Origin of the sequence: Flavobacterium ichthyis (assembly GCF_009915155.1) — a bacterium.
GTDB classification, from domain to species: Bacteria; Bacteroidota; Bacteroidia; order Flavobacteriales; family Flavobacteriaceae; genus Flavobacterium; species Flavobacterium ichthyis.
In genome coordinates, this window is sequence record NZ_JAABLM010000012.1 from 58,659 (window position 1) to 76,390 (window position 17,732).

Genomic DNA, 17,732 nt, shown 5'->3' on the forward strand with positions numbered 1-17,732 from the left:
GTTTATTTATTAATAATATTGTTTATTCTTTCAAATATTGTTTTTTCATACCCATCAAAAGAACCCTGTATGCGGTTCGCCTCATTTTGGTTTGGCGAGTCATAATAATCGACAATTTTTTGAGGTACTCCATAATCACTTGCAATCCGCGCCTCTTCACTGAAAGCGTTATACTCTAATTTGATCAGCAAGACATCAATACCCGTAGCATCTTCATAAGGAATTCGATCTCTTTGGGAAATGTAGAACTTGTACATCAGATTAAAGACACCGATATACTTTACCAATTGATATTTAAATGTGTTATAAATCAACGAGGAAGTTTTTCTCATTGCACTGTTAACCGCACTGGATGAATTTGGGTTGTTTTCCCTTCGTAAGTTGTAATTATAAACACCGTTGAATCCTGTACTCAGATAACTGTTCAGTGCAGCAAACAGGATAGAATAGTGATTTGGGCTATAGTTGTCCTTGAAAGTGTTTTCTATCATAGCCTTTAAAGTTTCATTTTCGACTACTTCGTAAATAACATCCAAGATTACCTGAAAGCCATCCTTTTCGAGAGCCATTCTTGGTGCATTTAGTCGTGCTATAAACCTTTTTATTCTTTGATGAAACAAAGGAGACAGTGCTGCTATATTATCATATATCTTGATCTTGTCCCGCTTGCTGATTACCTTGAATTGAGACAGAATATGATCAGGAATACCTCTGGCTTCCTGCATCGCACGTATCTGTAGTAATCTCTCACGGCTCCGATCATCCAAATATTGTTCTGGTGTCATCTCATCATCGATTTCCTTTTTTTCAACATTCAGATCGTAATTTTTATGCGTGATCTGTTCTCCAGTATCGTTGATTACTTTCATAAACTCTTCATCGAGGGTAATTACGCGACCAGTATAATGCTCCATAAATCGACCAGCTCGTCCGGCAATGTTTTTTGCATCAAAAGTTAATAATGGCTTTCCATATCTTCCGCCTCCTTTTTCGCTTTTGTAAACAATCATATTTTTTGCGGTCGTATTTACTCCTTCAGTTATGGTAGTGGTTGAGGTCAGTACCTTTACACCGGATTCTGGAATATTAAAAAGAGAAATAATCTCTTTCTGAATATATTTTGGCACCATTCCATGATGAACACCCACGCCTTTTTGCAATGCCTCGATAACAATCCATTTTGGATCGAAATTTTGAAAAAGATGATCAAGGAAAACTTTATAAAATGCTGTGTCTAAATGGGCTCTGTCGAAGTCTTTTGCAACCTTTTCAGCATTACCTTGGGTATTGCAATACACAATGGCATTCTCGTTATTGAGTAAGATGCGATCCAAAAGCTCCTGTATTTTGGCTTTTTTTGCAGATTTTCTGGCAAAATTAAAGTCGAGTCCATCAATTGTGATACGTCCTCTCTCATTCTCGACATTTGTTTTCGTAACTTTTACAATTTCATATTCGTTACGTAACAATTTTTCAATACCAAAATCACGCAGAAATAGATCGAACGATGGGTTATAGCCGTCACGGGCTTGGTCAAACACTTCAATATATGGTCCGGCCAGAAATATGTCTATGTTAGTATATTTTGAGAAACCATAAAATAAAGACATCCTATACGCGACGTCACGTTCATTTTCTTTCGCCTCATTGTCTATGATATAACCGTTATCAATCTTATATACTTCATCAATAAAAATGAAATCAAGCTGGACATCGTGATTCTTATCCAAAAATGAAAGAAACCGCTCCGGGGTAAAAATAAAAATATTGTTTTCTTGTGGGTTTACTGAAAAATCACTTAATGTGTGTACATTATAGTCCTCTGAAAACTTTATCGTTCCATTTTTGATCTTCGCCAGATTTTCAGTCAATAAGGCAATACTTGGAAATATCAAAACAATGTTCCTATAATGCATCTTTTTGATAATCTCATAGACCAAGTGAGTTTTCCCAAAAGAGGTGGATGCCGATAGAAAATAACGATTTATCTTTTCCCTGCTAAATAGGTCAAGGATTTCTTTCTGATACTGGTGTAATTTTGAATGATCATCAGTATACAATGATGATTCGTACAATAAGGAAGAAAATGTACTCAGACAGATATTATCTTCATCAAGAACTAAAGACCTTTCCTTGTTGAATTTATAGAGAATATCGTAATAATGTGGTACTCCAACTTTCGACGATAGGTAGAGAAGAAACCTTCGGTCAGCATCATCAATATCTTCATCTTTGATAAAGTCGAAATATTCACAGACTTCATTAAGTAATAAGTGCTTTGCCGTTATACCTTCTTGAAAGGAATTCAAAGTGGTTACAACGTTAAGGGTTCTTTGCTGTCTATCCATTTGATGATTGTTTCTTTACATGTTTTTGCGCTTTCAATTGGAATGAGTATAAAAAATATTGAAAAATCTATACTGATATTTTTAAATTCAAGGTCTTTGTAATTCTCGTTGATATGATTGATAGCTGTCTTTATTGATTCCTGATAATCCCCATTTACATAATCAAAGGTTATCAGTATAGGGTAAACCAATTTTATATTGTTATCGATGAGTTCCTGCTCCAAATTTTCGATGATACATTTATCCCATTTGTCAAGTATCTTGTAGATAGCAGATCCCTTGTCAACGATGTTTCCCTTACTTTGAAGGATTGTTGTAAAGTTGGTATTGATGAGATAATCATCCGAAATAGCTTTCTGAATGTTATCAAACACTTTGTTTATTGCCGCCTTGCCGTCCTGATAGAATTTAGTTTCTCCAAACCACAGCTGTATTCCGTCTTCGGTTTGAATTAAATGAAAGCAATCGTATCCGGTTACCTCTGATTTCTTTTGTATATCATAAAAATAGCCACGCGAAACAAGGGTTTCGTTTCCATAATACACCTTTAATATTGCATATAGCAAGGATTCTCCATAAATTCCCAATTTGAGTTTTGCTAGGTCGTCTGCAGAGTAATTATATTTAAATTTTGCGTTAAACGCCTTTATAAACATCTTCTGATGATCCCCCTCTAATAATTGAAATTCATCATAGGCATAGTATAGGATGCTCTCATATATGATACGAGACAAATCTTCAGTATCCTCGGCTTTATAACAGTCATCGAAAAGGTCAATATGGGTAACACAGGACTTACTTATCAAAAGCTCGTCATGCGGTAGATTATATTCTAATAATACAGTCTTTTTTATGAGGTCTATCAGTGTTGGTTTCATTTATGAGAGGAGGTTGATATCTAATTTTCATAAGTAACTATAAATCTGACTAATTTAATGTATTTTTTCGTATCCGAGGTAGAAGACAATCGATTTTTCGCGTTGACTATAAACTAGCTTTTTCAAGATACTTAGTAATGTGATCAAATTTCATTACCTCTTCATAACTATCTGTTGCGTGTAGAAAGGCAGGATTTTTTTGATCTGATTTATTAATAATATCAATAAATAACTTCATATTTTCTAATTGTAAGGCTGAGAAAGAGTCGATATCCGCTTTAATTTCTTCCATAGTATGCGTATTCCTGTATTGGGTATATTTACCCATGAAACCAATAAAAATATCAGATAGTTGTATTAATTGATTATCCTGAGAATCAACGAATGAATAGTTTTTAAACTCAACTCCATTATCTAACATCCTATATTCGTTCAAAGCTTCTCGGATAGAATCCTCGTTGTCGAAAATATGAGTTGAATTCTTGAAGGTATAGATAGGTCTGAGATAAAAGTGTGTCAAATCTGCTAACAGTACGTGATCTTCTTCATCCATAACAAAAGCTAGTTCACCTTTCTTTTTAGACTCTTTTAATATCTGCCGTAAAGATTCCAACCCAAAATGAAATTCTTGTAACGGAAGATATTCTTCAAAAAGATTACTCAATGCTTCTATGAAATTACCAATTTTATCAGGTTTAATATTCGGATATTCGAAAACATAAAAAAGTTGAATAACGGCGTCTATTTCAAGACGACACAGTTTATAGAGGTCGTTTTTTAGGTGGTTGTCAAATCCAGGCCCTAATTGTATCGCTGCGTCCGAATTCATTATAGCAGAATCCACAATATCCACTACTGACCAATACAGAATATTTAAGCTCGAATAATGTACATAAAGATTACTATCCTTCAAAAAGAGAAAGAAGAGGTTTAACTTCTGGGATTTGAGACAATCAAGAAAATCCCCAAATGCGATATGTTTAAATTTCACTTCCTTAGCTGTCTTCTGTAATCTAAAACTATCGATCAATGGCTGTACATCTGGGACAGCTCCCTCATGTAGAAGTCCTCCCAAAACAAAATTAGCTGTAAACGTATAATTGAAATCGTTTTCTCTTACATAGAATGTTTTGATATTATTGGTTTCATCATAATAGAATATATATGGTGTTGTAAAATCAACTCTTGGATTTAGTAATCGGGCAAATTGATTAGCAGATGCTATTTCTGCTATTTCAAAATCAATCATAATGTTAGCGTATTAAAATAAATAGGTTGACTAAGTTATAAAAATACCTTTTATAATGCCACTCACAGCCAAACAATTCCTCTGACTGCCAATTTGTTATCACGCTTTTGTTTCTGAAACATCTTTGTCCCGAAAGCCCGCAAGGTGCGGGATAAACAGTAACAAATTAATGTGTTTCAATTATGGAAAAACAAAGAAAAAAAGTTCTGCTGGCAGCCGTGGCTACGCTGTCAGGAATTGGTGCGTTCGCACAGGGAAACGGCTCGGCAGGTATCAACGAGGCTACCCAAATGGTAACCTCTTATTTCGACCCCGCAACACAGTTAATTTATGCCATCGGTGCGGTCGTGGGACTAATCGGAGGTGTTAAAGTGTACAACAAGTTCAGTTCCGGCGACCCTGACACGAGTAAGACCGCAGCTTCGTGGTTCGGTGCGTGTATCTTCTTGATTGTTGCGGCTACAATCCTGCGTTCATTCTTCCTTTAATCCGTTACCTTATGAATTACAATATCAACAAAGGCATCGGCAGGACGGTGGAATTTAAAGGGCTGAAAGCACAATACCTGTTCATTTTCGCAGGTGGGCTGCTCGGTACGCTTATCCTCGTGATGATACTGTATATGGCAGGCGTAAACTCTTACTTCTGCCTGTTCCTCGGAGCAGGCGGTGCTTCGCTCATTATATGGCAGACCTTTTCGCTGAACAGGAAGTACGGCGAACACGGGCTGATGAAAATTGCAGCCAATAAAAGGCATCCCCGCTACATCATCTGCCGCAAGCCTGTACACCGTTATTTAAAATTCACACCTAAACAGAATGCCGTATGAGAAATGTAGCAAAGACCACCACACTGGAAAACAAATTTCCATTGTTGGCAGTAGAGAACAACTGCATTCTGTCCAAAGATGCAGACATTACCGCCTGTTTTGGAGTGCGTTTGCCCGAACTGTTTACAGTAGCATCGGCAGAATATGAAGCCATACACTCCGCTTGGCATAAGGCTATCAAAACCTTACCTGATTTTACGGTCATCCATAAACAGGATTGGTACATCAAGGAAGGCTATGCGCCCGATTTGGCAATAGAAGACCAGAGCTTTTTATCGAAGTCTTACCAACGCCATTTTAACGAGCGACCGTTTCTAAACCATTATTGCTACCTGTTCTTAACGAAGACCACAAAGGAAAGGATGCGGATGCAAAGCAATTTCAGTTCGCTTTGCAAAGGTTCACTGATACCGAAGGAAATCAGGAACAAGGAAACGATACACCGCTTTATGGAAGCGGTGGCACAGTTTGAGCGTATCGTGAATGATAGCGGTTTTGTAACCCTGAAACGTCTGACCGAAGATGAAATTATCGGAACAGAAGATACACAGGGACTACTGGAACAGTACCTCACATTATCGAGGGAAACCGGAACACCGATGCAGGACATCGCACTCGGAACCGAAGAAGTGCGCATAGGCAATAAAAGGTTAAGCCTGCACACGCTTTCGGACACGGACGATTTGCCCGGAACGGTATCGGCAGATACCCGTTTTGAAAAGCTGTCTACCGACCGTAGCGACTGCCGATTGTCATTCGCTGCACCTGTGGGCTTGTTGTTAAGCTGCAACCACATCTACAACCAATACCTGTTTATAGATAACAGCGAAGACAATCTGCAAAAGTTTGAGAAGTCCGCAAGGAATATGCACTCACTGGCTCGTTACAGCCGTGCCAACCAAATCAATAAAGAGTGGATAGAAAAGTACCTGAACGAAGCCCACAGCTTCGGGCTGTCGTCCATCCGTGCGCACTTCAACATTATGGCGTGGTCGGAAGACCCTGCGGAACTGAAACAGTTAAAGAACGATTGCGGTAGTGCGTTGGCACTGATGGAGTGTAAACCTCGACACAATACTACGGACGTAGCTACATTGTACTGGGCAGGAATGCCCGGGAATGCTGGCGATTTTCCGAGTGAGGAAAGTTTTTACACTTTTATAGAGCCTGCTCTGTGCTTCTTTACAGAGGAAACGAATTACCACAATTCGCCCTCGCCGTTCGGTATCAAAATGGCTGACAGGCTTACAGGAAAACCTATCCATTTGGATATTTCGGATTTGCCTATGAAGCGTGGGATTATCACGAACCGGAACAAATTTATTTTGGGGCCATCAGGTTCGGGAAAATCATTCTTCACAAACCACATGGTGCGACAGTATTACGAACAGGGCGCTCACGTACTGCTCGTTGATACGGGTAACTCTTATCAGGGCTTATGCGAACTCATCAAAGGGAAAACGAAAGGCGAAGACGGTGTTTACTTCACTTATACCGAAGATAACCCGATTGCCTTTAACCCATTCTACACAGATGATGGTGTGTTCGACATTGAGAAGCGGGAAAGTATTAAGACTTTGATACTTACGCTTTGGAAGCGTGATGACGAGCCGCCAACCCGTTCGGAAGAAGTTGCGCTTTCCAATGCTGTAAGCGGTTATATCGAGCGTATCAAGACAGAAGATGTGTACCCGTCATTCAATGGGTTCTATGAGTATGTAAAAGGCGACTATCGCAAGGTATTGGAGGAAAAGCAGGTCAGGGAAAAGGACTTTGACATTGCCAATTTCCTGAACGTACTCGAACCCTATTACAAGGGTGGCGAATACGATTACCTGCTGAACTCAAACAAGCAGTTAGACCTGCTTTCCAAACGCTTTATCGTGTTTGAAATTGATGCGATTAAAGACCACAAAATCCTCTTTCCCATAGTCACGATTATCATTATGGAGGTGTTCATCAACAAGATGCGCCGATTGAAAGGTATCCGCAAGCTCATCCTGATTGAAGAAGCCTGGAAATCGATTGCCAAAGAGGGAATGGCGGAGTACATCAAGTATTTATTCAAAACGGTACGTAAGTTTTTCGGCGAAGCGATTGTCGTAACACAGGAGGTCGATGATATTATCCAGTCGCCCATTGTGAAAGAAAGCATCATCAACAACTCCGACTGTAAAATCCTGCTCGACCAACGCAAGTATATGAACAAGTTTGATGACATACAGGCGATGTTGGGGCTTACGGATAAAGAGAAAGGGCAGGTACTTTCCATCAATATGAACAACGATACAAGCCGACTTTACAAGGAGGTTTGGATTGGCTTAGGTGGTACGCACTCGGCAGTCTATGCGACCGAAGTGAGTTTGGAGGAATACCTCGCCTACACAACCGAAGAAACCGAAAAGATGGAAGTAATGCAGCTTGCCTCAGAATTGGACGGTAATGTAGAACTCGCCATTAAGCACATCGCTATCCAGCGGCGTGATAAATCAAATCAATAGTCATTAACAATTTAAAATTCAAGAACAATGAAAAAAGTAATGTTACTGGTGTGTACGGCATTTATGCTTGCCGTAGCACCGTCAGCCAAAGCCCAATGGGTGGTAACCGATCCCGCTAACCTGGCTTCAGGTATTCTCAACAGCGCCAATGAAATCGTACAGACTTCTTCCACCGTGAGCAATGTAGTTAAAAATTTCAACGAAGTGAAGAAAGTGTACGAACAGGGAAAAGAGTATTACGATAAGCTGAAAGCCATCAACAACCTTGTGAAAGATGCCCGTAAGGTACAGCAAACAGTACTCCTGGTGGGTGATGTGTCCGAAATGTACGTGCAGAATTTCGGCAAGATGATGAACGACCCCAATTTTTCGCCACAGGAATTGACCGCAATCGGCAATGGGTATTCAGCACTGCTTAATGAAAGTACTGAATTGTTGAAGGAACTGAAACAGATTATTACCGCTTCAAGCCTATCGCTCAACGATAAGGAACGTATGGACATCATCGACCGTGTGTACAAAGAGGTTAAGGATTACCACAGCCTTGTTAGGTATTACACCACTAAGAATATTTCTGTAAGCTACCTGAGAGCGAAAAAGAAAAACGATGCCAAGAGAGTGCTGGAACTCTACGGAACTGCTAACCAAAAATACTGGTAAACTATGGAATGGGATAATCTTCACGAACTCCTGCGGTCGCTGTATGACGACATGATGCCGCTTGCCGGCGACATGGCGGCAGTGGCCAAAGGTCTGGCGGGATTGGGTGCGTTGTTCTATGTGGCATTAAAGGTTTGGCAGGCCTTAAGCCGTGCCGAACCTATTGATATGTTTCCGTTGCTACGTCCGTTTGCTTTGGGGCTTTGTATCATGTTTTTTCCAACCATCGTGTTAGGAACCATCAATGCGGTACTTAGCCCCGTAGTAACGGGAACCCACCAAATACTCGAAGACCAGGTACTCGACCTGCATGGATTACAGGAACAGAAAGACCGATTGGAATACGAAGCAATGGTCAGAAACCCCGAAACAGCCTATATGGTATCGGACGAAGAGTTCGATAAGAAACTGGATGAATTGGGCTGGTCGCCTTCCGACATCGGGACAATGGCAGGGATGTATATGGACAGGCAAGCCTACAAGATAGAAAAAGCCATAAAGGACTGGTTTCGGAATTTACTGGAAATACTTTTTCAGACGGCGGCTTTGGTGATTGATACCATACGGACGTTTTTCCTGATTGTCCTTTCCATACTTGGGCCGATAGCTTTTGCTATTTCCGTCTGGGATGGTTTTCAGTCCACGCTCACGCAATGGCTCACGAGATATGTAAGTGTTTACCTGTGGCTTCCTGTTTCAGATTTGTTCAGTTCCATGCTGGCAAGGATACAATCTCTGATACTGGAAAGGGATATCGCAATGCTTGCCGATCCCACTTACATACCAGATACCTCCAACACGGTGTACATCATTTTTATGATTATCGGCATTATCGGATACTTCACAATACCGACCGTGACAGGTTGGGTAATCCAAGCCGGAGGTGCAGGAAACTTTACCCGAAACGTAAATCAAACGGCAATGAAATCGGGCAATATAGCAGGTGCTGGAGCTGGCTCAGTAGCAGGAAACATCGGTGGCAGGCTAATGAACAAATAAAAATAATTAATCATTAAAAAAATGGAATTTAAAACATTAAGAAATATAGAAAACAGTTTTCGGCAGATAAGATTGTATGCCATTGTGTTTGCTGTTCTCTGCATTGGTGTGGTAGGATATGCCGTATGGCAGTCCTATCACTTTGCAGAGCAACAACGACAAAAAATCTATGTCCTGGACAATGGCAAATCGTTGATGCTTGCTTTATCGCAAGATGCAAGTATCAACCGTCCTGTTGAAGCAAGGGAACACGTAAGACGTTTTCACGAACTGTTCTTTACGCTGGCTCCCGATAAGAACGCTATTGAAAACAATATGGAGAGGGCGTTCAACCTTGCCGATAAAAGTGCCTTTGACTATTACAAAGACCTTTCGGAAAAGGGATATTACAACCGTATCATATCGGGTAATGTACAGCAACGTATAGAGGTGGATAGTGTAGTATGCAATTTCGATACTTATCCCTATGCTGTCCGCACCTATGCCAAGCAATTCATCATTCGTTCCAGCAATGTGACAAGTCGTAACCTGGTTACGTCCTGCTTCCTTGTAAACTCCGTCCGCTCGGACAATAACCCGCAAGGTTTCAATATCGAAAAGTTTGCAGTAACAGAAAACAGAGATATAGAAGTCATCGAACGCTAAAAAACAATCTTATGGAAGCATTATCAGATTTAAACACGTTTGCGAAAATCCTTACCGATAAAGGATATAACGGTTATTTCCATACGCAGGGTGCGTACGCCGGAAAGTTGAAAGACAGCATCGGGGAATACCTCGAAAGCTGCCAAAAAGGTACAGATGGTTTGCCTAAACAGGATTTGTTGCTGACGGGCTACCTACAATGGTCGGGAGAAGACAGGCCACGTGTAGAATGCAGTATGTGGGTACAATATCTAAACGGCAAATTCTCTCTCAACAAAATGGAAGTCGCCAAGAAAGACCGCTTTGGGCAACTGCTCAAAAAATCGGAGCTGACAAGCCTCTCCACAATAACCGCACCTAAAGCGGTGGATGCAATTGCTTCGGTCAATGATGAGCAGAAGCAAAAGGCAGGTCAAAGCCCTAAGCGTTTCAGGCTATAACAACACAAACATTATAGTATGAAAAAATTAAGAGCAAATATGGACAGGTACTTTGATCGGCTGGACGAACGCTGGCGGGCATTGCCGTTACGCAAACAGCACAGGTACACGCTATACTTTTTTACAGCCTATCTGCTGCTTACCGTAGGGGTCATTTTTAAAGTATGGTATGATACGGCTAAGTCTGACAACAGCATGGCTATCGAGCATATCGAAAACCCTGTCCTTCAAAAGAAAGAAAGTCCTGCACCCTTGCAGGATACATTACAAATTCTTAAAAATCAATTTTATGAAAGAAAATGAAAAAAGGGTCAGCATACTCGTTGAGGAGGGCGACCAAAGTAAAACATCCAGCCTGCTCGATGATAAAAAGAGCAATAAAGAAAGGCTTAAAAAGCCCTTGATATTCGGTTTAATGGGCATTGTATTCGTAGGCTGCATGTACCTGATTTTTAAACCGTCTTCCGATAAAAAGGAAATTCAAAACATCGGTTTAAACGATGCCGTGCCGCAAGCTACCGAAGCAGGAATGCAGGCTGACAAGCAAAAAGCTTATGAGCAGGAAATGCTGGAACAGAAGGATCAGGAAAAGCGAAATGCTTTGGCAACACTTTCAGATTACTGGAATACCGATGACAAAGACGTTTCGGCCGATGAGCAACCTGAAAAGGACGATGGTTTTGCTAATGGCGGTGGAAAAGGATACACAAGATCCGGCAATTCTACACTGAACAGCTACCGGAATGCACAAAGTACATTAGGTTCTTTTTATCAGGACGATAATGCTGAAACGGCTGAACTCCGCAGACAATTGGATGAGCTGAAGGAAAAACTGGCAGAGAGAAATGTACCTGCCGGTGTAACCGTTGATGACCAACTGGCTTTGATGGAAAAATCATACCAGATGGCTGCAAAATATCTTCCTGCGGGAACAAACAATGGACAACCTGCCACTACAGATAGTGCTGCCCGCAGTTCTTCGTCCAATACGCAGAAAGAATATTTTGTGGCATTCAGTCCTACAAGGAGGAAAGCAGTATCAACTTTATACCGGGAACCTACTGACAATGAGTTTTTAGCAAATTGGAGCGAAAACAGGAACAGGGGGTTTTATACTGCCGGGTCGGTAGAACAAGTAGCACAGCCCAAAAACAGCGTTAAAGCCTGCATACAGGAAACGCAGACAATCATTGGCGAAAGCGGTGTACGCCTTCGATTACTGGAGCCTGCCCAAACACCTAACCGTACTATTCCGCAGGGAACTATCCTAACCGCTAATGGCAAGTTTCAGGGTGGACGTTTACAACTAAAGGTTACTTCCATAGAACTGGACGGCAATATCATTCCCGTAGACATTACTATTTATGATCTTGATGGCCAGCAAGGTTTGTACGTGCCATACTCGCCGGAAATGAATGCCCTTACTGAAATGGCTGGTAATATGAGCCAGACTTCCGGCACAAGCCTTATGCTTACGCAATCAGCAGGACAGCAAATTGCCGCAGACCTTAGCCGTGGCGTTGTTCAGGGTATTTCAGGGTATTTCTCCAAAAAAGTAAGAACACCTAAAGTCACGCTGAAAGCGGGGCATCAGGTATTCCTCGTTTCCAAAAAATAATGTTGAACGCAAATAAATTCAAAAATGAAAAGTCTTTTTAAAACCTTTTTAGCATTAGTCCTGATAGTAGGCTTTGCTGTACAATCTCACGCACAGGATAGTGCAAAAAACCGACTTGCTTTAGGCAAGATTGAACCGTACCGAATGGAAGTTACCTATGATAAGACTTCCCATTTGATTTTTCCGACCGCTATCCGCTATGTGGATCTGGGCAGCGAATACCTAATAGCCGGAAAAGCGGAAGATGCAGAAAATGTATTACGTGTAAAAGCTTCGGTAAAGGAGTTTGAATCCGAAACGAATTTTTCTGTAATCACAAATGATGGTCGTTTCTACAGCTTCAATGTACATTACAGTTCCTACCCGGAGGCTTTAAGTTATGATCTGCTGACGATGCAAAAGTCAGTGGACAAAACAAAGGGGAACGATGTGCTTTTTGAAGAGCTGGGCAACAATTCTCCCTCACTGGCTGGCTTACTCCTCGAAACCATCCACAAAAAGGATAAACGTATTGTGAAGCATATCGGGGCTAAAAGTTTCGGCATTCAACTTATCCTGAAAGGCATTTACATCCACAATGGCAAATACTATTTCCATACGGAATTGAGAAACCGTACCAATGTTCCTTTTCAGATTGACTTCATCAATTTCAAAGTAGTGGACAAGAAAGTAGCCAAGCGCACAGTAATACAGGAACGACCGTTGCAGCCACTACGTACCTACAAACCGTTGAATGAAATTGGCGGTAAAACGACCGAACAAAACGTTTTTCTTTTAGACCAGTTTACCATTGCCGATGACGAGGTGCTGCTGATTGAGATATTCGAGAAGAACGGCGGTAGGCATCAAACGCTTCAGGTAGAAAATTCAGACCTGATAAAAGCCAGGTTGATAAACGATATGCGCTTGAAATTCTAATAACCTTAAAAAAGCGATAGCAATAAATGAAAAAATATATCTATACAGTGATGCTCGTTTTAATGGGCATCACAATGGCACAGGCACAACGAATGCTGCCTAAACAGAAAGGATTGGAAATAAGCACCGGTATATTGTCTGATAATAAGATTGGTAATGACTACTACATCAGCGCAGCAATGACCGTGAATGGTAAAAATGGTAATTACCAGCTTTGGGCTTTGGAATATACCCACCAATACCACGAGTATAAAGACCTCCGCATACCACAGGAAACCTACTCAGCCGAGGGCGGTTACAGCTTCTTCCTGTTAGGAGATGCCTTTAAGAACATTACACTAAACTTCGGTATAACCGGTGTAGTCGGTTACGAAAGCATCAACCGTGGCGAAGCAATGCTGTATGATGGGGCGAAAATATTAACTGAGGACAATTTTATCTACGGAGCTGGAGGACGGCTCACTTTTGAAACCTACATATCAGACCGATTTGTGCTAGTCCTGCAAGGCCGTACAAAAGTGCTTTGGGGGACTGACTTGGAACAGTTCAGACCGTCCGCAGGTGTGGGATTAAGGTTTAACTTTTAAAACGTAAACAATGATAGCAATATTCAATAAATTCAGAACAGGGCTACTGCCATTATATGTATTCCTGGCAATCCTTACTGCTTCGGTAACGCTGGTATCTTGCAGCAAAGATGATGAACTGGAAATACAGAACGATTTTCCTTTCGATGTCAATGTAATGCCAGTGCCTAAAGACGTTTCCAATGGGCAGACGGTAGAGATCCGCATTACCATACAGCGAACTGGAAATTATAGCAACACGCAATATTTCCTTCGCTACTTCCAGTTTGACGGACAGGGCACACTTAGGTATTACGATGAACCGCCGTACCTGCCAAATGATCTGTACGAGTTACCAACCGAGCAGTTCCGTTTGTACTACACTTCAGCATCTGCCGTATCACAATCCTTTGAGGTTTGGATTTCGGATAACTTCGGGAACGAAAAGCAATTAAGCTTTCAATTTAATAGTAGTGATTAATATAGTAGCAAAAAGAAGTCTTGCCGCAAAAGCAAGATTTCTTTTTTGGAGTGATCGAAGCTAAATTTTTGTAAATTTAGAAGATGGATTTTTAAGTGGTTTTGTTATGGTTGCATCATTGGTAATAGGCATCATATTTTTGGTTGCAGGCTTGGGACTTCGTTACTGGATTAACCGAAGAAAGTTTTACAGGCGCAGCCCTATGGGAGCAGAGGGCTTTTCATCTTATGAAAGTTCGGTTTTCATTAAATTGATTGAACGAGTTGGTAAATGGATAGCTTACGCACTGATTATTTTCGGTCTGTTGTCGCTGTGGGTTTACTCCCGTGAGAAAAATGACAAAGAAAAACAAGAAGTGAAAACGGAACAGCCAGCTTCACGCAGATAGTTTGTCTTCCAAAATAATTATTACAAAATCGGATAGCTCAAAAGGTTGTCCGATTTTTTTATTCTCCAACCTGATAACAAGCCAAACACTGCCTTTCAACGCCAATCGCTACAGCATTGTTCAGCCTCTTAGAAAGCGTTGATAAATTAGACTTCCACGGAAAAAAATGAGCAAACTATGGAAGTAATCGCAATACAGAAATCCACTTTGGTGGGAATGAAAAACGAGCTGAAGGAGCTTTTGGAACTGACTGAAAACGCTACCCAAAAATATGCTCCCATTTTCAAAGAGGAAAAGTGGTTGGATAACCAAGAGGTGTGCTTGATGATGAACATTACCAAACGGACTTTACAGACTTATAAGGATAAAGGCTTGCTGCCTTATTCGAGATTGAACCGAAAAAATTATTATAAACTATCGGACGTAAAGGCTTTGCTCAAAGCCGGTCAGCCGTATAAAGCAGACGAAGATGGATTTATTGACCAATGACGATGAAGAAATTATGGCGCATCAGGATATGATATTGCTATTAAAAACCCGTATCGGTGAAATACTAAAACATTATCGGCCGGTGATGAATGGAGAAATATATCTGTCCAGTCAGGATGTGTGTGAACTGTTGCATATCAGCAAACGTACACTCCAGCAATATCGTGATGATAACATACTGCCGTATGTACAAATAGCCGGTAAGATTATTTATAAGGAAAGCGATATTCTGACAATACTGGAGCGAAATTACATTTCCGGTAAACCAGAATGATTGCAACCTTTTTTTCCATATATGCTGTCCAAAAGGAACGAGTTTAGTATCTTTACCATCTAAAATATAGAAAATACTTAAAGTGTTTTTGCTTTAAGTCCCACATTGAAAACTGGTAATTTTTAGACAACGGGACAGATAAGTAAGAACGCTCACGCTATAGGCGTGGGCGCTCGCTTATTCGTTGTCGGGTATACCAGTACCTCAATGTGCGGTAAGTGTAGTTGCCTGCGCTTTCTTTTTGTGCAGGGCTACATCAACACAAAAATGGTATGATATGGAAACTGGTACTGCACAAAAAACAATCGCCCTGTGTTTTATTAATGATAAAAGCCCGATAACGGATCACATCTGCAAAGATCTCTCTGCATCCGAAATGGAAATCCTATATCGAGCAGAAAGCATTGAGGATGGACTATCTCAATTGTCTTCATTAAATAAACTTCCCAAAATTTGTATTATTGATTTGGATTTTTACGACCAAAATGTGCTCGCACAGCTTCAAAAATTAAGGACAAAATACCCTACGGTCAAACTGATTGCTCATAGTGATATTGATGACGAGAAAGTTGGGAAATCTCTTTTAAACATTGGTTTTTCAAGTTATCTGCTACTTGGTAGTGATGTGGATGATTTTAAAAGAGTAATTGAAACCGCTATGAATGAGGCTAGATAGGACGTTAAATCATTTCATCCTGTAACCGACTAATATTCATATAAAATGCTGACTATTTTTTCATCATTTAATACAAACCTTATCTGCTCGTATTTTTGAGTAGGGTGCATATTGCCTTCTGTAGGTAGCGGAAAATATTTGACACCAATAGTCACATTTGGTAAGTTAAAACTCCAAGACGACCTAATTTTAAAATTCTTACCACACAATTGTTTTTTGGATGAGTTCAAATATTCTTTGAATTTTGAAAGACCTTCGGTTTCAAATATAGTTTTCCAGTTTTTACGTTCTTCAAAAATAATATTTTCGTCAAGATTATGCACAATACTGCTATCGTCGGAAGCGTTACAAGCATTTATAAAATCCCTGATGATTTTTCGTGGTAGTTTCTGAATTTTTCTATTTTCCTTATTTTTATTTTTAATGTAAGTGCTAAAATCCTTATCTACTAATTCAGACAACTTATAGTATCCTGAATGAAAGGCTTCTAAAGGAGATTTATACAATCTATCTTTAAAAAATGCTGCTTCATTAGCTTCATCGGTTTCAAAACAATCCAGAAGTAAAAAACCTTTTTCTTCAGTAGCGCTGTTAATACCATCCACAATATTTACAAAGTAGTACTGCTCTTTATCTTCAAACAGGACTTTTATTTTAGGGTTGAACTTTTCAGATTTATTTGCCGATGCCTTTACAAGATATTTAGTTTCGTCTAAAGGGTTTTCAATCCTTCTTCCCCAACCATCAGTTGATAATTCTGATTGGAATCGGGAAATCTGAACTCGTATTTCTTTACGTCCTTTTTCAAGGTCAGTAGTAAATTCATATCCAGGAAAAGAATTGAGAATGGCGGTGTCTAATTCCCATTCCTCATAATCACTTGTAAAATCTATTTGATAGATAAATTCATATTCCCGAATGTAAACCGGAAATTGGAACTTGTTCCCTATAATTGTTTGCTCTAATATAGTAATATCGGATTTCCTATTTACGGTTATTGATACGTTTGTTTCTACCATCTAACAAATTATATTGATTCGAGTTATTAAATACAATGTATTGGGTTACACTCTTAAAATGTTTTATCTAAATACTGTTCATAAGTAGGTTGGTTCTCTAGAATCACGAAATATTTTACAAAACCTTGTATTGCTCTCTTAAATTCATAAAAATTATCAGCTAAAAGTTCTTTTTGTGTTTTTCCAGTATTTGTGTAAATATTGTCCAAATCAACAATTTTATAATCGATACAGGAACTATCTGAATCTCTTCGAGTTCCAAAAAAATATGAATCAAATTCAATTAAAACATCTCTCTCTGTAGCAAGCGATAGATCAATTTTTATCTCTTTAATAAACTCTTCAAAATTTGTGATTTCTTTCAACTTGTTTCTATATCTAAATTCTTCATACTCTGGAGATTTTTTGTTTTCATTTATTTTAATAAAGTTCTGACTTAAAACATCTACTATCTTTTTAGAGTCACTATATAGGCTATTATATGTAACATATATCCATTCCTTTTGGTAGTTCAAATCTTCTGTTTTTATTCCTATCCGATTCTCAGATTCAAATTCTTCAACAGTTTTTAAGGTTGGAAGACCTATGTTCTCTATGATTTGATAATTAATGATATAGGATTTTGTTTTGGTTCCACTAATATTCATTTTGGGTAATCGAATAATAAAAGCTTCAGATGTTTTATTATTGATCATTCTATAAATTTCCCAATTCCCGGTATTGTTAGATATTAATTCCAATGTGTTTTATTTGA

21 protein-coding genes are annotated in these 17,732 nt (G+C 39.6%); 16 read left to right on the top strand and 5 right to left on the bottom strand.

Features of this window, described 5'->3' with window-relative positions; translation table 11 throughout:
- Nucleotides 1–2: 2 nt before the first annotated feature.
- The 3 genes from GV828_RS10440 to GV828_RS10450 form a co-directional block, all read right to left on the bottom strand.
- Nucleotides 3–2,348 carry a DEAD/DEAH box helicase family protein gene (locus GV828_RS10440; RefSeq protein WP_166537442.1) on the bottom strand — a complete coding sequence of 782 codons (2,346 nt, stop codon included), beginning with the start codon at nucleotides 2,346–2,348 and terminating at the stop codon, nucleotides 3–5.
- Nucleotides 2,315–3,226, bottom strand: a complete 912-nt coding sequence (locus GV828_RS10445; protein ID WP_166537443.1) for a Hachiman antiphage defense system protein HamA — start codon at nucleotides 3,224–3,226, stop codon at nucleotides 2,315–2,317. The genes GV828_RS10440 and GV828_RS10445 overlap by 34 nt, the downstream gene beginning before the upstream one ends.
- 106 nt (nucleotides 3,227–3,332) lie before the next feature.
- Complete coding sequence (locus GV828_RS10450; RefSeq protein ID WP_166537444.1) at nucleotides 3,333–4,475, bottom strand: DUF3800 domain-containing protein; 1,143 nt, start codon at nucleotides 4,473–4,475, stop codon at nucleotides 3,333–3,335.
- A 182-nt stretch (nucleotides 4,476–4,657) separates the two neighbouring features.
- Here GV828_RS10450 and GV828_RS10455 point away from each other — a divergent pair, with 182 nt between their 5' ends.
- The 16 genes from GV828_RS10455 to GV828_RS10530 all read left to right on the top strand — a co-directional run bounded on the left by GV828_RS10455 (nucleotide 4,658) and on the right by GV828_RS10530 (nucleotide 15,959).
- Complete coding sequence (locus tag GV828_RS10455) at nucleotides 4,658–4,963, top strand: DUF4134 domain-containing protein (protein WP_166537445.1); 306 nt, start codon at nucleotides 4,658–4,660, stop codon at nucleotides 4,961–4,963.
- 11 nt (nucleotides 4,964–4,974) lie between these two features.
- Nucleotides 4,975–5,304: a DUF4133 domain-containing protein gene (locus tag GV828_RS10460; RefSeq protein ID WP_166537446.1), complete on the top strand. Its 330-nt coding sequence runs from the start codon at nucleotides 4,975–4,977 to the stop codon at nucleotides 5,302–5,304.
- Nucleotides 5,301–7,805 carry a TraG family conjugative transposon ATPase gene (locus tag GV828_RS10465; protein WP_166537447.1) on the top strand — a complete coding sequence of 835 codons (2,505 nt, stop codon included), beginning with the start codon at nucleotides 5,301–5,303 and terminating at the stop codon, nucleotides 7,803–7,805. The genes GV828_RS10460 and GV828_RS10465 overlap by 4 nt, the downstream gene beginning before the upstream one ends.
- A gap of 27 nt (nucleotides 7,806–7,832) precedes the next feature.
- On the top strand, nucleotides 7,833–8,465 hold the full coding sequence (locus GV828_RS10470) for a DUF4141 domain-containing protein (RefSeq protein WP_166537448.1): 633 nt from the start codon (nucleotides 7,833–7,835) through the stop codon (nucleotides 8,463–8,465).
- 3 nt (nucleotides 8,466–8,468) lie between these two features.
- Nucleotides 8,469–9,464, top strand: a complete 996-nt coding sequence (traJ, locus tag GV828_RS10475) for a conjugative transposon protein TraJ (RefSeq protein ID WP_166537449.1) — start codon at nucleotides 8,469–8,471, stop codon at nucleotides 9,462–9,464.
- Between the two features lie 21 nt (nucleotides 9,465–9,485).
- On the top strand, nucleotides 9,486–10,109 hold the full coding sequence (gene traK / locus GV828_RS10480) for a conjugative transposon protein TraK (protein ID WP_166537450.1): 624 nt from the start codon (nucleotides 9,486–9,488) through the stop codon (nucleotides 10,107–10,109).
- A gap of 11 nt (nucleotides 10,110–10,120) precedes the next feature.
- Complete coding sequence (locus tag GV828_RS10485; protein WP_166537451.1) at nucleotides 10,121–10,549, top strand: hypothetical protein; 429 nt, start codon at nucleotides 10,121–10,123, stop codon at nucleotides 10,547–10,549.
- An 18-nt stretch (nucleotides 10,550–10,567) separates the two neighbouring features.
- The gene (locus tag GV828_RS10490; RefSeq protein WP_166537452.1) at nucleotides 10,568–10,852 is read left to right on the top strand and encodes a nitrogen regulatory IIA protein; all 285 of its coding nucleotides are present in this window, start codon (nucleotides 10,568–10,570) and stop codon (nucleotides 10,850–10,852) included.
- Entirely contained in the window at nucleotides 10,839–12,167 is a 1,329-nt protein-coding gene (traM, locus tag GV828_RS10495) for a conjugative transposon protein TraM (RefSeq protein ID WP_166537453.1), read from the top strand. The genes GV828_RS10490 and traM overlap by 14 nt, the downstream gene beginning before the upstream one ends.
- Before the next feature lie 24 nt (nucleotides 12,168–12,191).
- Entirely contained in the window at nucleotides 12,192–13,085 is an 894-nt protein-coding gene (traN, locus tag GV828_RS10500; protein ID WP_166537454.1) for a conjugative transposon protein TraN, read from the top strand.
- 26 nt (nucleotides 13,086–13,111) lie between these two features.
- On the top strand, nucleotides 13,112–13,672 hold the full coding sequence (locus tag GV828_RS10505) for a conjugal transfer protein TraO (RefSeq protein ID WP_166537455.1): 561 nt from the start codon (nucleotides 13,112–13,114) through the stop codon (nucleotides 13,670–13,672).
- Nucleotides 13,673–13,682: 10 nt separating this feature from the next.
- Nucleotides 13,683–14,132, top strand: coding sequence for a DUF3872 domain-containing protein (locus GV828_RS10510; protein WP_166537456.1), 450 nt, complete (start codon nucleotides 13,683–13,685; stop codon nucleotides 14,130–14,132).
- Between the two features lie 106 nt (nucleotides 14,133–14,238).
- A complete protein-coding gene (locus GV828_RS10515; RefSeq protein WP_166537457.1) occupies nucleotides 14,239–14,520 on the top strand; it encodes a molybdenum ABC transporter permease in 282 nt (93 codons plus the stop codon).
- Between the two features lie 177 nt (nucleotides 14,521–14,697).
- Nucleotides 14,698–15,009 carry a helix-turn-helix domain-containing protein gene (locus GV828_RS10520; protein ID WP_166537458.1) on the top strand — a complete coding sequence of 104 codons (312 nt, stop codon included), beginning with the start codon at nucleotides 14,698–14,700 and terminating at the stop codon, nucleotides 15,007–15,009.
- Complete coding sequence (locus GV828_RS10525; RefSeq protein ID WP_166537459.1) at nucleotides 14,990–15,283, top strand: helix-turn-helix domain-containing protein; 294 nt, start codon at nucleotides 14,990–14,992, stop codon at nucleotides 15,281–15,283. Before GV828_RS10520 ends, GV828_RS10525 begins: the two co-directional genes overlap by 20 nt.
- A gap of 277 nt (nucleotides 15,284–15,560) precedes the next feature.
- Complete coding sequence (locus tag GV828_RS10530) at nucleotides 15,561–15,959, top strand: response regulator transcription factor (protein ID WP_166537460.1); 399 nt, start codon at nucleotides 15,561–15,563, stop codon at nucleotides 15,957–15,959.
- 29 nt (nucleotides 15,960–15,988) lie between these two features.
- Here the strand turns inward: GV828_RS10530 and GV828_RS10535 are convergent, their stop codons facing one another.
- Both GV828_RS10535 and GV828_RS10540 read right to left on the bottom strand, forming a co-directional pair.
- The gene (locus GV828_RS10535) at nucleotides 15,989–16,978 is read right to left on the bottom strand and encodes a hypothetical protein (protein WP_166537461.1); all 990 of its coding nucleotides are present in this window, start codon (nucleotides 16,976–16,978) and stop codon (nucleotides 15,989–15,991) included.
- Between the two features lie 53 nt (nucleotides 16,979–17,031).
- Nucleotides 17,032–17,718 carry a hypothetical protein gene (locus GV828_RS10540; RefSeq protein ID WP_166537462.1) on the bottom strand — a complete coding sequence of 229 codons (687 nt, stop codon included), beginning with the start codon at nucleotides 17,716–17,718 and terminating at the stop codon, nucleotides 17,032–17,034.
- Nucleotides 17,719–17,732: the final 14 nt, after the last annotated feature.

Bases quoted from the DNA above. Each gene is read 5' to 3' on its own strand.
- traM (WP_166537453.1), top strand. From the start codon at position 10,839: ATGAAAGAAAATGAAAAAAGGGTCAGCATACTCGTTGAGGAGGGCGAC.
- GV828_RS10515 (WP_166537457.1), top strand. From the start codon at position 14,239: ATGGTTGCATCATTGGTAATAGGCATCATATTTTTGGTTGCAGGCTTG.
- GV828_RS10460 (WP_166537446.1), top strand. From the start codon at position 4,975: ATGAATTACAATATCAACAAAGGCATCGGCAGGACGGTGGAATTTAAA.
- GV828_RS10485 (WP_166537451.1), top strand. From the start codon at position 10,121: ATGGAAGCATTATCAGATTTAAACACGTTTGCGAAAATCCTTACCGAT.
- GV828_RS10535 (WP_166537461.1), bottom strand. From the start codon at position 16,978: ATGGTAGAAACAAACGTATCAATAACCGTAAATAGGAAATCCGATATT.
- GV828_RS10490 (WP_166537452.1), top strand. From the start codon at position 10,568: ATGAAAAAATTAAGAGCAAATATGGACAGGTACTTTGATCGGCTGGAC.
- GV828_RS10445 (WP_166537443.1), bottom strand. From the start codon at position 3,226: ATGAAACCAACACTGATAGACCTCATAAAAAAGACTGTATTATTAGAA.
- GV828_RS10455 (WP_166537445.1), top strand. From the start codon at position 4,658: ATGGAAAAACAAAGAAAAAAAGTTCTGCTGGCAGCCGTGGCTACGCTG.
- GV828_RS10465 (WP_166537447.1), top strand. From the start codon at position 5,301: ATGAGAAATGTAGCAAAGACCACCACACTGGAAAACAAATTTCCATTG.
- traK (WP_166537450.1), top strand. From the start codon at position 9,486: ATGGAATTTAAAACATTAAGAAATATAGAAAACAGTTTTCGGCAGATA.
- GV828_RS10520 (WP_166537458.1), top strand. From the start codon at position 14,698: ATGGAAGTAATCGCAATACAGAAATCCACTTTGGTGGGAATGAAAAAC.
- GV828_RS10450 (WP_166537444.1), bottom strand. From the start codon at position 4,475: ATGATTGATTTTGAAATAGCAGAAATAGCATCTGCTAATCAATTTGCC.
- GV828_RS10510 (WP_166537456.1), top strand. From the start codon at position 13,683: ATGATAGCAATATTCAATAAATTCAGAACAGGGCTACTGCCATTATAT.
- GV828_RS10525 (WP_166537459.1), top strand. From the start codon at position 14,990: ATGGATTTATTGACCAATGACGATGAAGAAATTATGGCGCATCAGGAT.
- traN (WP_166537454.1), top strand. From the start codon at position 12,192: ATGAAAAGTCTTTTTAAAACCTTTTTAGCATTAGTCCTGATAGTAGGC.
- traJ (WP_166537449.1), top strand. From the start codon at position 8,469: ATGGAATGGGATAATCTTCACGAACTCCTGCGGTCGCTGTATGACGAC.
- GV828_RS10470 (WP_166537448.1), top strand. From the start codon at position 7,833: ATGAAAAAAGTAATGTTACTGGTGTGTACGGCATTTATGCTTGCCGTA.
- GV828_RS10440 (WP_166537442.1), bottom strand. From the start codon at position 2,348: ATGGATAGACAGCAAAGAACCCTTAACGTTGTAACCACTTTGAATTCC.
- GV828_RS10505 (WP_166537455.1), top strand. From the start codon at position 13,112: ATGAAAAAATATATCTATACAGTGATGCTCGTTTTAATGGGCATCACA.
- GV828_RS10530 (WP_166537460.1), top strand. From the start codon at position 15,561: ATGGAAACTGGTACTGCACAAAAAACAATCGCCCTGTGTTTTATTAAT.